This window comes from Parafrankia colletiae, from assembly GCF_001854655.1.
In the GTDB taxonomy this organism is placed as follows: Bacteria; Actinomycetota; Actinomycetes; order Frankiales; family Frankiaceae; genus Parafrankia; species Parafrankia colletiae.
On the sequence record NZ_MBLM01000126.1, the window covers coordinates 62,510 to 78,559 of the forward strand.

The 16,050-nt window shown below is 72.5% G+C and carries 16 protein-coding genes and 2 riboswitches; of the genes, 4 read left to right on the plus strand and 12 right to left on the minus strand.

From position 1 onward, the window contains the following. Window positions 1–15: 15 nt before the first annotated feature. From CC117_RS19185 to CC117_RS19210, 6 genes are read right to left on the minus strand one after another with little or no spacing between them, the layout of a single operon-like run. Window positions 16–1,122: an LLM class flavin-dependent oxidoreductase gene (locus CC117_RS19185; protein ID WP_071086114.1), complete on the minus strand. Its 1,107-nt coding sequence runs from the start codon at window positions 1,120–1,122 to the stop codon at window positions 16–18. Further along, on the minus strand, window positions 1,112–2,344 hold the full coding sequence (locus CC117_RS19190; protein ID WP_071086116.1) for an ABC transporter ATP-binding protein: 1,233 nt from the start codon (window positions 2,342–2,344) through the stop codon (window positions 1,112–1,114). Before CC117_RS19190 ends, CC117_RS19185 begins: the two co-directional genes overlap by 11 nt. Then, window positions 2,341–3,447, minus strand: coding sequence for an ABC transporter ATP-binding protein (locus CC117_RS19195; RefSeq protein ID WP_071086118.1), 1,107 nt, complete (start codon window positions 3,445–3,447; stop codon window positions 2,341–2,343). Before CC117_RS19195 ends, CC117_RS19190 begins: the two co-directional genes overlap by 4 nt. After that, window positions 3,437–4,417 (minus strand): ABC transporter permease, encoded by a 981-nt coding sequence (locus CC117_RS19200; RefSeq protein ID WP_116287840.1) that lies wholly within the window; start codon window positions 4,415–4,417, stop codon window positions 3,437–3,439. The genes CC117_RS19195 and CC117_RS19200 overlap by 11 nt, the downstream gene beginning before the upstream one ends. After that, complete coding sequence (locus CC117_RS19205; protein WP_071086120.1) at window positions 4,414–5,475, minus strand: ABC transporter permease; 1,062 nt, start codon at window positions 5,473–5,475, stop codon at window positions 4,414–4,416. Before CC117_RS19205 ends, CC117_RS19200 begins: the two co-directional genes overlap by 4 nt. 1 nt (window position 5,476) lies before the next feature. Next, window positions 5,477–7,009, minus strand: coding sequence for an ABC transporter substrate-binding protein (locus CC117_RS19210; protein ID WP_071086180.1), 1,533 nt, complete (start codon window positions 7,007–7,009; stop codon window positions 5,477–5,479). A 930-nt stretch (window positions 7,010–7,939) separates the two neighbouring features. After that, a riboswitch (ZMP/ZTP riboswitch) is annotated at window positions 7,940–8,028 on the plus strand. Between the two features lie 32 nt (window positions 8,029–8,060). Here CC117_RS19210 and CC117_RS19215 point away from each other — a divergent pair. From CC117_RS19215 to mce, 3 genes are all read left to right on the plus strand, one after another. Further along, window positions 8,061–9,323: a serine hydroxymethyltransferase gene (locus tag CC117_RS19215; RefSeq protein WP_071086121.1), complete on the plus strand. Its 1,263-nt coding sequence runs from the start codon at window positions 8,061–8,063 to the stop codon at window positions 9,321–9,323. 497 nt (window positions 9,324–9,820) lie between these two features. After that, a riboswitch (cyclic di-AMP (ydaO/yuaA leader) is annotated at window positions 9,821–9,986 on the plus strand. Between the two features lie 271 nt (window positions 9,987–10,257). Beyond that, window positions 10,258–11,028, plus strand: coding sequence for a peptidoglycan-binding protein (locus CC117_RS19220; protein ID WP_071086123.1), 771 nt, complete (start codon window positions 10,258–10,260; stop codon window positions 11,026–11,028). 284 nt (window positions 11,029–11,312) lie between these two features. After that, the gene (gene mce, locus CC117_RS19225) at window positions 11,313–11,738 is read left to right on the plus strand and encodes a methylmalonyl-CoA epimerase (protein WP_071086124.1); all 426 of its coding nucleotides are present in this window, start codon (window positions 11,313–11,315) and stop codon (window positions 11,736–11,738) included. A 19-nt stretch (window positions 11,739–11,757) separates the two neighbouring features. Here mce and CC117_RS19230 read toward each other — a convergent pair whose 3' ends face one another. Together CC117_RS19230 and CC117_RS19235 are read right to left on the minus strand one after the other, a co-directional pair. Continuing rightward, entirely contained in the window at window positions 11,758–12,108 is a 351-nt protein-coding gene (locus CC117_RS19230) for a hypothetical protein (RefSeq protein WP_071086126.1), read from the minus strand. A 125-nt stretch (window positions 12,109–12,233) separates the two neighbouring features. Then, entirely contained in the window at window positions 12,234–12,794 is a 561-nt protein-coding gene (locus CC117_RS19235; protein WP_071086182.1) for an LppP/LprE family lipoprotein, read from the minus strand. Between the two features lie 114 nt (window positions 12,795–12,908). On the opposite strand from CC117_RS19235, the gene CC117_RS19240 reads away from it, so the two are divergent. Next, entirely contained in the window at window positions 12,909–13,607 is a 699-nt protein-coding gene (locus CC117_RS19240) for a helix-turn-helix domain-containing protein (RefSeq protein ID WP_071086129.1), read from the plus strand. Between the two features lie 10 nt (window positions 13,608–13,617). Here CC117_RS19240 and CC117_RS19245 read toward each other — a convergent pair whose 3' ends face one another. From CC117_RS19245 to CC117_RS19260, 4 genes are all read right to left on the minus strand, one after another. Next, on the minus strand, window positions 13,618–14,022 hold the full coding sequence (locus CC117_RS19245) for a VOC family protein (RefSeq protein WP_071086130.1): 405 nt from the start codon (window positions 14,020–14,022) through the stop codon (window positions 13,618–13,620). Between the two features lie 84 nt (window positions 14,023–14,106). Further along, the gene (locus CC117_RS19250; protein ID WP_071086132.1) at window positions 14,107–14,844 is read right to left on the minus strand and encodes a DUF5134 domain-containing protein; all 738 of its coding nucleotides are present in this window, start codon (window positions 14,842–14,844) and stop codon (window positions 14,107–14,109) included. Further along, entirely contained in the window at window positions 14,841–15,074 is a 234-nt protein-coding gene (locus CC117_RS19255; RefSeq protein ID WP_018637302.1) for a hypothetical protein, read from the minus strand. The genes CC117_RS19250 and CC117_RS19255 overlap by 4 nt, the downstream gene beginning before the upstream one ends. A 235-nt stretch (window positions 15,075–15,309) precedes the next feature. Beyond that, window positions 15,310–15,966, minus strand: coding sequence for a response regulator transcription factor (locus CC117_RS19260; RefSeq protein WP_071086134.1), 657 nt, complete (start codon window positions 15,964–15,966; stop codon window positions 15,310–15,312). Window positions 15,967–16,050: the final 84 nt, after the last annotated feature.

Sequence of the window (16,050 nt, forward strand, 5' to 3'; positions counted from 1 at the left end):
CCGGCCGGCGGTGCCTCAGGCCTGAGCGGTCGCCGCGGCGGGAACCGCGGGCGGCGGCGGGGTGAGGTCGCGGTCCGCGGTCTGCTCGTGGACGAGCTTCACCAGCGAGCCGTAGTCGCGGGCGTCGGCGACGGGGTCGAAGCCGCGGATGAGCAGCGTGGAGACACCGACGTTCACGTAGTCGAYGAGGGCTTCGGCGACCTGCTCGTAGCTGCCGACCAGCGCGGTCGAGTTGCCGACGGCGCCGGTGGCCTTCGCGATGGCCGTGAACAGCCGCTTGTCGTGGACGTCCTTCTCGTCGGCGTAGCCGAGCAGCCGCTGCGAGCCGACCTGGTTGGAGCCCTTGAGGAACTTCTGGATGTCCGCGCTGCGGGCGCGGGTGAGCTCCAGGATGTCGGCGGCGCGGTCCCACGCGGCCTGCTCGGTCTCGGCGGGGATGGGCCGCAGGCTGACGCTGAACCGGGGGCTGCGGGCGTAGGGGGTTGCGGCGGCGCGGACCTCGCGGATGCGCTCGGTGATGCCGGCGAGCGGCTCACCCCAGAAGGCGTAGACGTCGGCGTGCTTGCCGCCGACCCGCACCGCGTCGGCGGAGGCCCCGCCGAAGAAGATCGGGATGCGTCCGGCGGGCGGGCGCACCGCCGACCAGGCGCCGCGGACCTGGTAGAACTCGCCGTCGTAGTCGAACGGCTCCGCCGACTCCCACTCGCGCCGCAGGACGTCGAGGAACTCGTCGGTGCGCCGGTAGCGGGTGGGCTTGTCCGCGAGGTCGCCGTCGCGGGCCTGGTCGGCGTCGTCGCCGCCGGTGATGACGTGCAGGGCGATCCGGCCGGGGTTGAAGGCGTCGATGGTGGCGTACTTGCGCGCGGCGATGGTCGGGGCGACGAACCCGGGCCGGTGCGCGAGCAGGACGCCGAGCTTCTTCGAGCGGGCGAGGATCTGGTCGGCGACGACGAACCCGTCGGGCATGAAGGACGCGTGGGCGACCAGGACGCGGTCGAAGCCCGCCTCCTCGTGCGCGCGGACGAACTGGTCCAGGTAGTCGGGGTCGACGACGGGGCCGCTCGAGCCCTGCGATTCGCTGCCGGCGGCGGTGGCCACCATCCCGATGAACTCAACGGGCATCGTTGTTCACTCCTTCGGTCAGCGTGGCCGCGGCTTCGGCCGGATTGGTGGACAGCGCCGAGCGCCAGGTCGGCTCGTGATGGCAGGCGACCGTCCAGCCCGGCACGGCCGGTTCCAGCGCGGGGGTGTGGTCGCAGGCTTCGGTGGCGAACGGGCAGCGGTGGGCGAAGACGCAGGCGTCCGCGGGACGTCCCCGCTCCCCCGGGCGGTCGGCGAGCTGGTCGGCGGGCCGGCGCAACTGGGCCGGGGACGGGCCGTGTTCGTCGCGGATGCTCGGCGCTGAGGCGATCAGCAGCGCCGTGTACGGGTGGCGTGGGCGGCTGAACACCTCGGCGATCGGGCCGTCCTCGACGACCCGGCCGCGGTAGAGGACGACGACCCGGTCGGCGATGCCGGCGAGTGAGCTGAGGTCGTGCGAGATGATGATCATCCCGAGCCGGTCACGCTCGGCGGAGTCCGCACCGGCGGGGGTGCGGCGCAGCGTGTCGAGGAGCCGCAGGATGAGGTTGCGGTTCGAGCCGTCCAGCGCGCTGACGGGCTCGTCGCAGATGAGCAGGCGCGGGTTGTCGACGATCGCGCGGGCGATGGAGGCCCGCTGCCGCTGGCCGCCGGAGATCGCGCCGGGCAGGCGGTCGGCCACGGCGGGGTCAAGGCCGACCCGGTGCAGCGCGTCGGCGACGGCTGCCTGCTGCTCGTCGCGGGTGCCGCGGCCGGCGACGGTGAGGCCCTCCGCGACGCTGCGGCCGACGGTGAGGTCGGGGTCGAGGGCGCGCAGCGGGTCCTGGAAGACGAAGCGGATGGCTCCGCCGCGCCGGAATCCGCGGCGGGCGCGGCGGCGCAGCCGGCGGATGTCGGTGCCGTCGACGTCGATCACGCCGGCGTCCGAGGGTGCCAGGCCGACGATCGCGCGGGCGAGGGTGGTCTTGCCGGAGCCGGTCTCGCCGATGACGCCGACGATCTCGCCGGGGCGCACGTCCAGCGAGACGTCCCGCAGGACGGTGGTGCGCCGGCTGGGCCCGCTGCGGGCGCGGAAGGAGACGGTCAGGCCACGGACCGACAACAGGGGTTCCGTGTCCGACGCCGGCCCGCGGGCCGCCCCGGGCTCGACCGCGACGGCGGGATCGTCCGTGCGGCCGCGGCCGCGACCGCGGTCGCCGGTGGCGGGCGTGGCCGGCGGCACGGCGCTGTCCGCGGGCCGGGCTTCGAGGTCGGCGAGGTTCATGCGGGTACTCCTGCTCGCTCGGGGGCTCGGGCAGCCGGGTCGATCTCGCCGAGCCGGATGCAGCGCACCGCCCGGTCCGCACCGGGCCCGCCGTCCGGCACGGCGCGCAGGTCCACGGGCGCCGTGCGGCAGGCGTCGGTGGCGAAGGTGCAGCGGTCCGCGAAGCGGCAGCCGGTGATCCGCGCGCCGACGGGCGGCGCGGAGCCGTCGATGACCTCCAGCTCGCGGCGCCGCCAGTCACCGACCGAGGCGACCCGCAGCAGCGCGGCCGTGTACGGGTGCCGCGGGTTGGCGAGGACGTCCGCCGTCGGCCCGGTCTCGACGACCTCCCCGGCGTAGAACACCAGGATCCGGTCGCACAGCTGGGCGATCACGGCGAGGTCGTGGGAGACGGCGAGGACCGCCAGGCCCAGCTCGGCCCGCAGCCGGTCCAGCGCCTCCAGCACCTCGGCCTGGACGGTCACGTCGAGGGCGGTGGTCGCCTCGTCGGCGACGAGCAGGTCCGGCTCGCCGGCGACGGCGATCGCGAGCACGACCCGCTGCAGCATGCCGCCGGACAGCTCGTGCGGGTACTGGTGGTAGACCAGCTCCGGCTGGTGCAGTCCGAGCGTCGCCAGCAGCGCGACGGCGGCGGCGCGGGCCTCGCGGCGGCCGTGGCCGACCTTGATCCGGAACTGTTCGGCAAGCTGGCGGCCGACGGTGTGGGACGGGTTGAGGTAGGAGCCCGGGTCCTGGAAGACGGCGCCGATGCGGGTGCCGCGCAGGCCGTCCCACTGCCGCCGCGGCAGGCCGACCAGCGACGTCCCGTCGAAGTCGATCTGGCCGCCGCTGACGTCGCAGCCGGGCGCGAGCACGCCGAGGGCGGCCCGGCAGGTCAGCGTCTTGCCGCTGCCGGACTCCCCGACGAAGCCGACGGCCTCGCCGCGCCGGAGGGTGAAGGACACCCCGTGCACCGCCCGCAGCCCGCCGCTGCCCGCGGCCGTCGCGGACGAGCGGCCGCCGCGCCGGAACCGACCCCCGCGGCGCTGCCGGTTCCGGCGGCCGGCCGGCCCACCGCCGACGGTGATGTGCAGGTCGTCGACCCGCAGCAGGTCATCGGACATCGTTCGCCTCCCCGGGCTGCCGCGGCACGGACGGAACGCCGGCCACGGCCGGCTGAAGCGGGCCCGGATCCGGCCCGCCGGCTGCCGGCGCGCTGCCGGCAGCCGGCGCGCTGCCCGCGGCCAGCAGGGCGGGTGTGGCCTCGACCCCGCCCGTCGCCAGGCCGGTGGTGTCGCGAATGGCGTCCGCCAGCGCGTTCAGCGCCGCCACCGTGAAGATGATCACCAGCGAGGGCGCCAGGGGCGCCCACGGCCGCTGGGCGAGGTAGTTCAGGTCGGACGCGAGCATGCCGCCCCAGGTGGGGGCGGGCGGCTTCGTCCCGATCCCGAGGAACGACAACGAGGAGACCACGAGCAGTGAGGCGGCGGCGCTGCTCGCCGCGGTGACGGCGATGGTCGGCAGCACCTTGTTCCAGATGTGGGTGCGCAGGATCCACCAGCGGGAAGCCCCGACGAGCTCGGCGATCTCGACGTACTGGGAGGAGGCGAGGCCGAGCGCCGCGGCCCGGGTGATGCGGAAGAAGGCCGGCGCCAGCAGCAGGCCGATGGCCAGCATCGCCTGGTGGATGCCGTTCCCGATGACTCCGGTGACCGCGATCGCGAAGATGATGTAGGGCAGGGTGAGCAGCGCATCGCTGATCCGCAGTGAGATCCACTCGAAGACCCGGCCGAACACCACGGAGGCCAGCCCGGTGGAGGCGCCGAGCACGAGCCCGACGCCCACGGCCTCCACCGCGCCGAGCACCGAGCGGCCGGTGGCGTCCATCAGCCGGCTCAGCACGTCACGGCCCAGGTAGTCGGTGCCGAGCCAGTGGGTGGTGCCCGGGTCCTGCAGGATCGCCTGCGGGTTCTGCGCGACCGGGTCGTGCGGCGCGAGGGCGCCGCCGGCGACCGCGAGCACGGCGATCGCGGCGAGCACCAGCAGCGCGAGACGCACCGAGGTCAGCCGGAGCATCCGGCGCGGCACGCTCATGACCGGCGCTCCGCCGCCGGGCGCAGCCGGACCAGCGCCGCGTTGACGACGACGTTGCTCACCAGGACCAGCGCGAGTGAGGTCACGAGGACTCCCTGGATGACGGGGATGTCGCCGCGGTCGGCCGCCTGCAGCGCGAGATGGCCGAGGCCGGGCAGGTTGAAGACCGCCTCGGCGACCACCGCCCCGCCGATCAGGCGCGGCGCGTACAGCCCGATGACGGTCAGGGCCGGCCCGACGGCATTGCGCAGCGCATGACCGAACACCACCCGGGGCACCGACAGACCACGCACAGTGGCGCCCACCACGTAGTTCTCCCGCATCGCGCCGACCAGCGAGGTGCGGAGCTGGCGGGTGATCTCGGCCGTGAGCTCCAGGCTGAGGGCCAGCCCCGGCAGGATGATGAACCGCAGCCACTGGCCCGGGTTCTCGCTCAGCGGGACGTAGCCACCGGAGGGCAGCACCGGCAGGGTCACCGAGAACAGGATGATCAGCCCGATCCCGAGGACGAACGGCGGGACAGTGGACGCCGCCGAGCACACGGCGGTGACGGCGCGGTCGAACCGCCCGCCGTTGTTCAGCGCCRCCGCAATGCCGGCGGTGCCGCCGACGAGGATGGCGACGACCACCGCCACCAGGGTGATCGACAGGTCGACCGGCACCGCGCGCGCGACGCTGTCCCCCACCGGCAGGGTCGTGAAATAGGAGTAGCCGAGGTCCCCGGTGAGTGCGTTCCCGAGCCAGCTCACGTACTGGACCAGGAACGGCCGGTCGAGCCCGAACTGGTGGTTCATCCGTTCGATGTCCTGCGGGGTGGCGAGGTCACCGAGGACGATCGCGGCCGGGTTGGTGTCGGTGAGCGCGCTCAGGCCGTAGGTGATGAAGGTGGCCACCAGCGCCACCGGCACCCCCACGCCCAGCAGACGCCCGAGGCCGCGGACCAGACCGGACAGCCGTGGGAGCCGCGTCGCCCGGGCCCACCCCGGGCCCGTGTCCCGCCCCGCGCCCGCGTCCCGCTTCCGGGTGTCGGGGGCGTCGAGGGTCGCCGTGTTCGCCACGTCAGCTGTTCCCGGTCACGGTGACGCCCTCGAACCGCTGCGCCATCRGGTAGCTGCCCAGCGGCGAGACGTTCGGGCGGCGCACCAGGATGCGCGGGTTGCTGAAGAGGAAGACGTTCGGCATCTTCTCCACCGCGATCTTCGTCGCCGCCTGCACGACGGACGGGTAGTCCGGGTCGTCCAGCGGGGTCGCGGTGATCTTCACGACGGCTTCCTTGAGCTCCGGCGGGGTGGTGCGGCCGGGGTTCATCAGGCCCTGCTCACCGAACAGGACCTGGAACGCCTGGACGGGGCTCTCCCGCCCGGCGAACTGGTCGGTGAAGAACGGCCTCGCCCGCTGGATGTAGACCAGCTGGGTTGCCTGCGCCTGTGGGATCGTCTCCAGTTTCACCCGGATTCCCACCTTGCCGAGCTGGGCCTGCACCTGCTCGGGCAGCCCCTCGGCGATCGCGGTGGTCAGGGTGAGATCGATGCCGTCCGGGTGCCCCGCCTCGCTGAGCAGCCGGCGCGCGAGGGCCGGGTCGTACGGGTAGGCGTTCTCCAGGTCGGCGACGTGCCCGGGGTGGCCCTTCGGGAACGGCTGGTAGTTGACCTCGCCGATGCCGAACTGGACGGTGTCGACCAGCGCCTTCCGGTCGACCGCGTGCTTGATCGCCTGGACGACCTTCGGGTTGTCGAACGGCGCCGTCGTGTTGTTCACGTCGAGCACGCTGATGACCAGCGAGGGGATGATCTGGACCTCGAACCCGGCCGCCTTGACCGCCTCGACCTGCGACGCGGRCACCGTGGCGACGTCGAGGCGGCCGGACTGCAGGGCGGCGACGGCGGTGGCCGCCTCGGGCGGCATGTAGAGCTCGAAGTTGGCAGGGTGGATGTTCGCCGCGTCCCAGTAGGCGGCGAAGCGGGTCAGCTTCGCGCTGTCGTTCGGCACGTAGGACGTCAGCTGGAACGGACCGGCACCGACCGGCTTGGTGGCCAGGCCCTTCTCGTCGGTGTCGATGGCCTTCGGGCTGACGATCATCCCGGTCTTGCCGGCGAGGATGGCCGGCAGCTGGTAGTCGGTGTTCTTCAGGTCGATGCGCACGGTGGTCGCGTCGACCGCCACCACGTCCTTGACGCTGGCGAGCTGGGCCGCGACCAGGGAGTTCTGCGCGTCCCGCCCGCGCAGGAGACTCTTCGCGACGGCGGCGGCGTCGACGGTGGTGCCGTCGCTGAAGGTGAGGCCGGGACGCAGCGTGAAGGTGACCGCCGTGCCGTCGGCGTTGTACTCCCAGGAGCTCGCCAGCGCCGGTACCGGGGTGGCCTTCTCGTCCAGCTTGGTCAGGCCCGCGTAGACCAGCGACAGGGCGTGGACGTCCCAGCCCGCCGCCGAGGTGATCGGGTCCCACGAGGTCACCAGCGCCCACCCCCAGCGCAGCGTCCCGCCGCTGCCACCGGCGCTGGTGCCCGAAGCATCGTCGCCGCCGCAGGCCGCGAGCAGGATCGACCCGCCGGCGGCCAGCGCCCCGAGACGCAGGAAGCCGCGCCGCCCCATCACCGGGCCCGCCAGGTCGGATGCGGGGACGGAGGTCGTGAAGGTCGTCCTCGGGGTGCTCACGGATGGTCCTCTCAGGCATGAACGGGCACGCTTCCGGCGCGGCGCCGGACGGCTGGACACGGGGATCGCGGGGAACACGGCGCCGGCAGGACGCCGGAGTCGCTGTCTCGCTGGTCGCACGGGGCTTGCGGAGGCGGGYCGATCGCCTCGGGTCGTTCAGGCTCGCGGGGGGACATGGCTGCGGCCGGGCATGCCGGACACCCGGCGCGAGCGGGGCCGCGTCGGCTCGTCACGTCATCGCGTCGATCGCCGTTGTCCGGCAGGACGGTGTGCGCGGGGTAAGGGCACGGGAACACAACCCGGCGACGTCAGGGCGCGGGTCGTCTCAGTCAGGGCATGGGTCGTTGCAGCCCGGCAGGCCGCGGCGGCGGATGTCGCGCGGGGGTGGCTGTGGCGTGGGAGCGGGGGTGGCTCGGGGGACGAGGCGCGGCCGGCCAGGCTGCGCCGGCATCAGCGGATGCGCGGCACCGGCCGGTGCACGGGAAGCGGTGGAAGCCTGGCCCCGCCAGCGATCGTCGACCGAAGGCGGGCTGCATCACAACCCGGCGGAGAGAACCGGATCTGCGAGGTCCGGCRCCGAGGCACCGGTGAAGCGATGGGCTAGCGACAGAGGTCGCTGGAGGTCAGCTCGAAGTCGACGTAGCGGCACGCTACGGCCAGGTATGTCCACCGCATGTGTGAAGAATGCCCGACGACCTGCCTAAACGTCAATCGTTAACAATCGGCGATCTACTTCACAACCCGTAGACCCCCCCTTAGCAACATCCCTCTCACCCACGGTAGGGATCGGTGTCCGGCCGGACCGGTCGTCCCGCCGGGGCCGATCCGYGTTCACCGCGCAGCGGCGCCCTGCCACTACGATGACGGGCGAAGGGTCGTGACTGGCGCGCTCGGGTGGAAACGACCACCGGGGAGCGACGAATCTGCTGGCGGCGCCGTGCGCCTGGGTGCCTCCGACGTCAGACGTCTGTCCGCGTGGAGGTCCCGCATGCATGAGCCCGCCATGAAACACCTGTCCGCCACCGACCCCGAGATCGCCGGCCTGGTCGAGGCCGAGGCCGGGCGGCAGTTCGAGAAGATCCGCCTGATCGCCTCCGAGAACTACGTCTCGACGGCCGTCCTCGAGGCGTCCGGCTCGGTGCTGACGAACAAGTACTCCGAGGGCTACCCGGGTAAGCGTTACTACGAGGGCCAGCAGGTCATCGACCCGGTCGAGACCCTGGCGATCGACCGGGCGAAGTCCCTGTTCGGGGTGGCGCACGCCAACGTCCAGCCCTACTCCGGCTCCCCCGCCAACCTCGCCGTCTACCTCGCGTTCCTGCAGCCGGGTGACGCGGTGCTGGGCATGGGCCTGCCCTCGGGCGGCCACCTGACCCACGGCTGGTCGGTGTCGGCCACCGGCCGCTGGTTCAACGGGATCCGCTACGGGGTGCGCCGCGACACCGGCCGCGTCGACCTGGACGAGGTCCGCGACCTCGCCCTGGAACACCGCCCCAAGGTGATCTTCTGCGGCGGCACGGCCATCCCGCGCACCATCGACTTCCCCGGCTTCGCGGCGATCGCGCGCGAGATCGACGCGGTCCTCGTCGCCGACATCTCCCACATCGCGGGTCTGATCGCCGGCGGCGCCCACCCTTCGCCGGTGGGGCACGCGCCGGTCATCACCACGACCACCCACAAGACGCTGCGCGGCCCGCGCGGCGCGATGATCCTCACCGACGGAACGCATTCCGCGGCCATCGACAAGGCCGTTTTCCCCGGTCTTCAGGGCGGTCCGCACAACCACACCACCGCGGCCATCGCGGTCGCGCTGCGGGAAGCCGCCACCCCGGATTTCCGGGAGTACGCGCACCGTGTCGTCGCGAACGCGAAGGCCCTCGCCGAGGCGCTTTCCAGCCGCGGTTTCGACCTCATCACGGGCGGCACCGACAACCACCTCATCCTCATTGATCTGACCAGCCGTGGCGTTGCCGGAAAGCCCGCGGCGAAGGCGCTGGACCGGGCCGGTATCGAGCTCAACTACAACACGGTTCCGTTTGACCCGCGCAAGCCCTTCGACCCGTCGGGCGTGCGGCTGGGAACGGCCGCCGTCACCACGCGTGGCCTGCAGCCGGAGCAGATGCCGGCGCTGGCCGCCTGGATCGACGAGGCGGTGAAGGCAGCAGGCGACGAGGACGAGGCCACCCTCGCCCGCATCGCCGGCGAGGTGCGCGATCTGATGTCGGCGTACCCGATGTCCGGCTGGGTCTGATCCGGTCCTCCTCCCGATCTCCCGTCCAGTCCTTTTCCTGATCTCCCGCTGATCTTCCGACCGGTGGCCGGCCGGCGCACCGCGCCCGGCCCGTCCACCTCGTTCCCGATCGTCCCGGCCCGGGCGTGTGTGCGCGCCCGGGCCGCGGCCTGCCCGGACGCGTCCCCGGGCCGACGGCTTCGCCGGGCCGCCCCCGCCTCCCGCATCTCCCGCCGATGCGGGCCGGGTCACTTTCTGGTCCGCCCCCGGCCCTCGCCGGACCGTGGGTGGCGCAGGAGACCGTCTGATCCGCCACGCTCGCCGCATCGTCCCCACGCAGCGGATCCGGCCGCCTTCGTCGTGACACAGGGTACATGTCACAGAACCTAGAGCACGCAACGTGACTGCCGTGCGCCGTAATTGGTGGGAATTTAGTACTTGCGACTACCCTTAGTAGTTCGTTACGGTGTGCTGGCTCCTTAGCAAGCGACGGGCCGTACGCCGAGTTCTGCCCTTGRCCCGTCGTCCCTCCGAGATCRCCAGGGCAGAAGCGGGGGAACCACGTTCCTCCGGGCGGCCGCCGCGGTGGCCGCCCTCGGGGTGAAGTCGGCGCGCTCGTGYGCCTGACCGGGCTTCCCGGCCCGAACCCGACAGCTAACCCCGCAGGCGTACGGGAAGGATCTTCGTATGCGTATGCATGGAACTGCAGCCGGGACTTCCCCTCCTCCCCCGGAACATTGCGGCGGCCACCTGGTGCCCGCCCCTCGGGGTTGATTCCTGGAAGCTAGGCCCAGCGCGGGCCCGGAAGTTCTTCACACCGTTCCCATAAACGCGCGCCGAATCATGCGCTGTTCGTGGCGACCTTTCGTTGCCATTTTTTGATCCGTACACGGATTATCTGCGCTCTCGGCCGCCGGATCCCGGCTGCTCTTCAACGTAGAAACGAGTCATCCAGATGTCGATCGGCAAACACCGCATGCCCAGGTCCAAGCCCAGCAACGGCCGTTCCCGTGGCCGCGGCCGTTCCGCCGCGGTAGCGGCGGCAAGCGTTATCGGCGCCTCCGCAGGACTGTTCCTCACCGCCAGCCCGGCCAGCGCGGCCACCATCTCGGACGTCTCCATCGCGCAGGCGGCGCAGAACGCCGGCCTCTCCTCCTGCCGCGGCATCCCGCTCAGCACCTGGGTGGCCGTCGCCCTCGCCGAGTCGGGCGGCAACACCACCGCCCACGCCACCGTCGGCGAGGACTCCCGCGGCCTGTGGCAGATCAACCTGCGTGCCCACAGCAGCTGGGTCGGCAGCCGCAACCTGTACGACCCGAACGTCAACGCCTGGGCAGCCAAGCGCGTGTGCGACATGCAGGGCATCCGGGCCTGGAGCGCCTACAACAACGGCTGGCACAACAGGTTCCTGTCCCGTGGCGCCGCGGCCGCCGCGGCCGTCGGCAGCGGCCGCACCACCACGGTCTCGACCACCTCCAGCGCCACCGGCGGCAGCTCCACCTCCCCCTGGACGGGCGGCGGCGGCTACATGCGCCTGGGCGTCACCGGCGTGCGCTGGGACGTCGCGCTCGTCCAGCAGAAGCTGCAGGCCCTCGGCTACCCGATCACGATCGACGGCCGGTTCGGCCCGCAGACCAACCACATGGTGATCGACTTCCAGACGAAGAACGGCCTGGTGGCGGACGGCATCATCGGCCCGGCCACCCACGCCAAGCTCTTCGGCTGATCCTCGGCCACACGCATCGCGGGACCCGTCCCCGTCACAAGCTCCGCCTGCCCTCCCGGCCGGGCGGAGCCGTGGCGGGGACGGTCCCGTTCACGGGGTGAGCTGCGTCACGCGCGGTCACGCTTCCAGCACCTGTGGTGTGGCACGCCCGACACTTCGGTGGACCGTCGGGCTCCCACCGGGCAGTCTCGAAGGCTGGACCTGGGGCCGGACGTCGCCCAGATCCAGGTCCCGAGCCGGACGAGGCTCCGGGCCGACCGTCTCACGATGCAGGAGCGTTTGTTGTGCTGACCAGGATCGACCATGTCGGAATTGCCGTGGCCTCGCTCGAGGAGGCCATCCCTCGTTACGAGGCGGCGTTCGGCCTGAAGGTCGCGCATCAGGAGACCAACGAGGCGCAGGGCGTCCGCGAGGCGATGCTCCTGGTCCACAAGGGCGACACCGGCGGTTCCTACGTCCAGCTGCTCGAGCCGATCCGCGAGGACAGCCCGGTCGGCAAGTACCTGGCGAAGAAGGGCCCCGGCATCCACCACATCGCCTACGGCGTGGGCGACATCGACTCGGCCCTCGCCGCCCTCACCGTCACCGGCTTCGACCTGATCAACAAGACGCCCGTGCACGGGACGTCCAACAGCCGCATCGCCTTCCTGCACCCGAAGGGCCTCGGCGGCGTCCTCACCGAGCTGGTCGAGGCCCCCGCCGACCACTGACGATCAGCGGGGGCGCCGATCACCACAGGACGGCGATCGCGACGTTGCCCACGGSGAGCCCACCGGCCGCGTGAGCCAGGGCCGCCGGGGCCTCGCGCCCGCGCGCGTTGCCCACGACGGCCACGCCCGCGACAGCCGCGGCGACCGCCAGCTTCACCGCGACCTTCGTGTTGTTCAGGTCCTGGTCGACAGCTCCGCTCGACGCGAGCCCGACCAGGATCATCCCGGTGAAGATCTGCACCAGGGCCCCGTGCAGGATCCCCGGTGTGATCACCGGGTGCGGCACGCGGATCTGGGCCAGCCACCCCCCGACGATCATCGCCATACCGATCAGATGAAGAACGACAACGAGGTCGTAGAGCACACCCACGACATCGTTTCTACATGACGTAGAAGAAGGCCGGTCACGGTGCCCGCCGCGCGACGCGGCGGGCACCGCCCGGCGGGCACTCCGCGGCCCTGCAGCCCGGCCCCGTGGCCTGGCTCAGCCGCGGCTCAGCGGCGGCTCAGCGGCGCGGACCAGTCGCTGGACGGGATCGGGTCGAGCGGCACGACCCCGCTGCCATCCCAGCCGAACCGTACGGTCGCGGCCCCTGCGGACGGGCAGCACATCGGGTCACCCGGGCGGTACAGGTCGTACTGCAGGGCAACGACGTCGCTGGTCGACCAGATCCACCGCACTCCCGCGCTCGGTGTCGTCCCGGTGCCCACGTATCTGCCCTGGTGGAAGAAGAAGGCCTGCTGCGGATGCCCGTCCGCGGACGTCGACAGCCGCCCGACGATCACACTCAGCGCGAAGCCCGGCTCGTAGCCGCTGACTCCCAGCGGGGTGTATCCCTGGCTGCGTACCAGACTCGCCGCCTGCGCCGCGCTCAGGCCGCCGCCGGGCACCGCCGCCGCGGAACCGGCTCCCGGTGTACCTGGCGGGGCGGTGCCCGGCGGGGTGGGCGCGGAGGTGCCTGGCACGGAGGCGGACGGCGTTGCGAAGGCGGCCGACATCGCCCCGGCGAGCAGGGCGGTGACGGTCAGGACGAAGATGAGCACGATTCGACGCAAGGCGATCGCTCCCTTGACCTCGTATCTGCCGACCGGCTGACGGTAGGCGCTGATGCGCCCGCCCGCCCGCCCCGGAACCACTTTGCCGGGAATCAGCCGCGGTAGCGTCGGGAGATGTACCGGGAACAGCCAGCGCGGCGGCTGCCGGCGACCACCTGGCAGGCCGGCACCGACCAGCCGGCCGAGCATCGGGTGCTGCCCGACGGCTGCATGGACGTGATCTGGGCCGACGGCACCCTGCTGATCGCCGGGCCCGACACGACCGCGACGCTCGCCACCTGGTCGGCCGGCGCCCGCTTCGCCGGTCTGCGGTTCGACGCGGGGCGCGGCCCTGCGCTGCTGGCGGTCCCGGCGGACGAGGTGCGCGATCGGCGGGTCCCGCTGGCCGAGGTCTGGGGGGACGACCCCGTACGCCGACTGGCCGAGCAGGTGGCCGAGGCCTCCGACCCCGTCGCCGCGTTGGAGAACGCGCTGGCCGCGCGCCCGGTGGACGCGGCCCTCGCGGACGACCGCCTGGTGCAGGCCGTCCTGGCGGGCGTCAGGCGGCGGGCGAGTGTGGCCGAGGTCGGGGAGGCCGCCGGGATCGGCGAACGCCAGCTGCTACGGCGCTGCCGGACGGTCTTCGGCTACGGTCCGAAGACGCTGGCCCGCATCATGCGGCTGCAGGACGCGTTGGCCCTGGCGCGCAGCGGCACCGCCCTGGCGGACGCGGCGGCCGAGGCCGGCTACGCCGACCAGCCGCATCTCGCCCGCGACGTGCGGGCACTGGCCGGCGTCCCGCTGCGCACCCTGCTGCGCCAGCAGCAGTCCTGACCTTCGCGCGTCAGCCCTCGGCGGTCGGCAGCGGAGCGTACAGGTCGACCGGGTTTCCGTCCGGGTCGGCGACACAGGCGTAGCGCTGGCCCCAGACCGCGTCCCACGGTTCGAGGTGTCCCCGGTAGCCGGCTTCGACCAGCTCGGCGAAGGTTGTGTCCACGTCGGACGGACTGTCGCAGGCGAAGGCCAGACTCATCCGGGACGAGCCGGTTCCCGGCTTCCATCCCGGGTCGAACGACCGGATGGTGTCCTCGGTGTCGAAGGCCAGCCGCAGACCGCCGGGCAGTTCCACCTCGACGTGTGCCAGGCCGTCCGCGTCGGCCGCGATCTCGAGGCCGAGCCGTCGGTAGAAGGCCGCCGTGGCCGCCATGTCGGAGACGACCAGGCCTGTGAGGTTGAGGGTCGCTGTCATGCGGCCCAGGCTAGGCGCGGCCCCGGCGGCCCGTCTTGAACGAATCGGACGTCCGCCGCAGGGGAGACAGCCGGTGGCGTGGCCTCAGCTCGAACTCTGGGACAGGAACATCAGGACCATCCCGCCCGACATGACCAGCCTCGACGCCCGCGGGACCACCGGGTCCGGGAAGGCCCGCAGCAGTGCCGCGAGCGCGGCCCGCGGCTGGCTGGCGCGACCCCCCTGGTCGGAGAGCACGGCGCCCGCGGCGAGCTGCGTGGACGGGGCAGCAAGCTGCGTGGTTGCCGTTGCCGTTGCGGTCGCGGTTGCCATCGGGGGCGTGGTCGCGGTCGCGAGGCGGCGGGCGGGCAGCCCGACCAGGGCGGTCAGGAACGCGCCGCCGAACAGGACGACGCACCAGGTGCCGAGGGCGCCGTCGGTGCGCAGCGGCCAGCGTGCGATGCCCGTCGAGCCGGACATGCACGCCATCGCCGCGGCCTCCACCAGCAGCAGCGCACAGCAGGACCACAGGGCCGGCGCACCGCACCGCGGATGGGCCACGAGGGCCACGAGCAGTGCGGCCGTGACCACCAGGTACACGGCGAGGAACGGCCACGACCCGACGACCTCGGCAGGAGCCACGAACATGATCGCCATGCCGACGGCGACCACCGCGTGCCCGGCCTCTATCCAGCCGTCCGGGTTGGTCACCCCCGGCCAGGGCGTCCGGTGCAGCCGCCGGAGGTGGAGAAACGCGACGAACAGCGACGCCGCGGTGGCGACGGCGGCCACCGGGCCGGGCAGCGGGACCAGCTCGGCGGCCGCGGGATGATCGTGGGTCACCCTCCCGTGGCGAGTTCGGCGGTCACCAGGGAGCTGAGCCGGCCGGCGCGGGCCTCGTCGACGATGACCTCCAGCTGCTCGATGCTCATCTGGATGCGCTGACCGAAGTCGTCGGTGATCACGACCCGGCGCTCGGCCTCGGCCTCGTGGTCGATGTAGAGCTCGGGGCAGCCGCAGCTGCACTTCCCACAGAATGTGATGACGTGACTCAGGGCGTCCGAACCGCTCATGGCACCTCGCTGACCTGACCCGATGAGACCTGACACGACGAAAAGATCATCTGAGTGTAAGTCGCCCGGCGGCCGGAGCCGGCCGATTCCGCGCACCATCACACCCGCGGGCCTGCGCCCGCCACCGGACGTCGTGCCTGGCGGGCCGGCGCAGCCGTCGCACGCGGGCGTCAGCCGTGGCGTGGTGCGGCGTCAGCCTCGGCGTAGTGCGGCGTCAGCCGTGACGGGTGGGGCGTCAGCCGTGGCGGCCGGCCTCCACCCAGGCCAGGACGGCGAGGACCCGCCGGTTCTCGGACGGCTCCATCCGCAGCCCCAGCTTGCCGAAGATGCTCGCGATGTGGGACTCGACCGTCTTCGGGCTCAGGTGGACCTGCTGGGAGATACCGCTGTTCGAGAGGCCCTGCGCCATGAGTTCCAGGATGCGCCGCTCGCGCTCGGACAGGCCGCGCAGGCGCTGTGACTGCGGGTGGCCGGCGAGCAGGCGGGCGGCGATGTGCGAGTCGATCACCGGCTGCCCGTCACGGAGCCGGGTCAGYGCGTCCTTGAGCGCCTGCCGGTCGGTGATGTTGTCCTTGCGCATGTAGCCGACACCCTCGGCGCCGCCCGCGAACAGGTCGGCCGCGAAGGGGTCGTCGTCATGCGCGGTGACGACCAGGACCCCCATCCCCGGATACGCCTGCTTCAGCCCGCGGGCGGTGAGCAGACCTTCGTTGGTCCTGGTGGGGGGCATCCGCATGTCGACGATCGCGACGTCGGGTGGTTCCGCGCGCACTGCCGCGAGCAGCTCGGTGCCGGTCGGGACGGATGCGGTGACCTCGACTCCGATCGTCGCCAGCAGCACCCCGAGGGCCTCCCGGATGAGGCCGCTGTCCTCCGCGATCGCGACACGCACACCGGATCTTCTCACAGCTTCCGGTGCAGTCGGCCACCCCGGGATAACCCGTGGTCGTACCGGGGCAGGTCCGGTAGGAGGAAC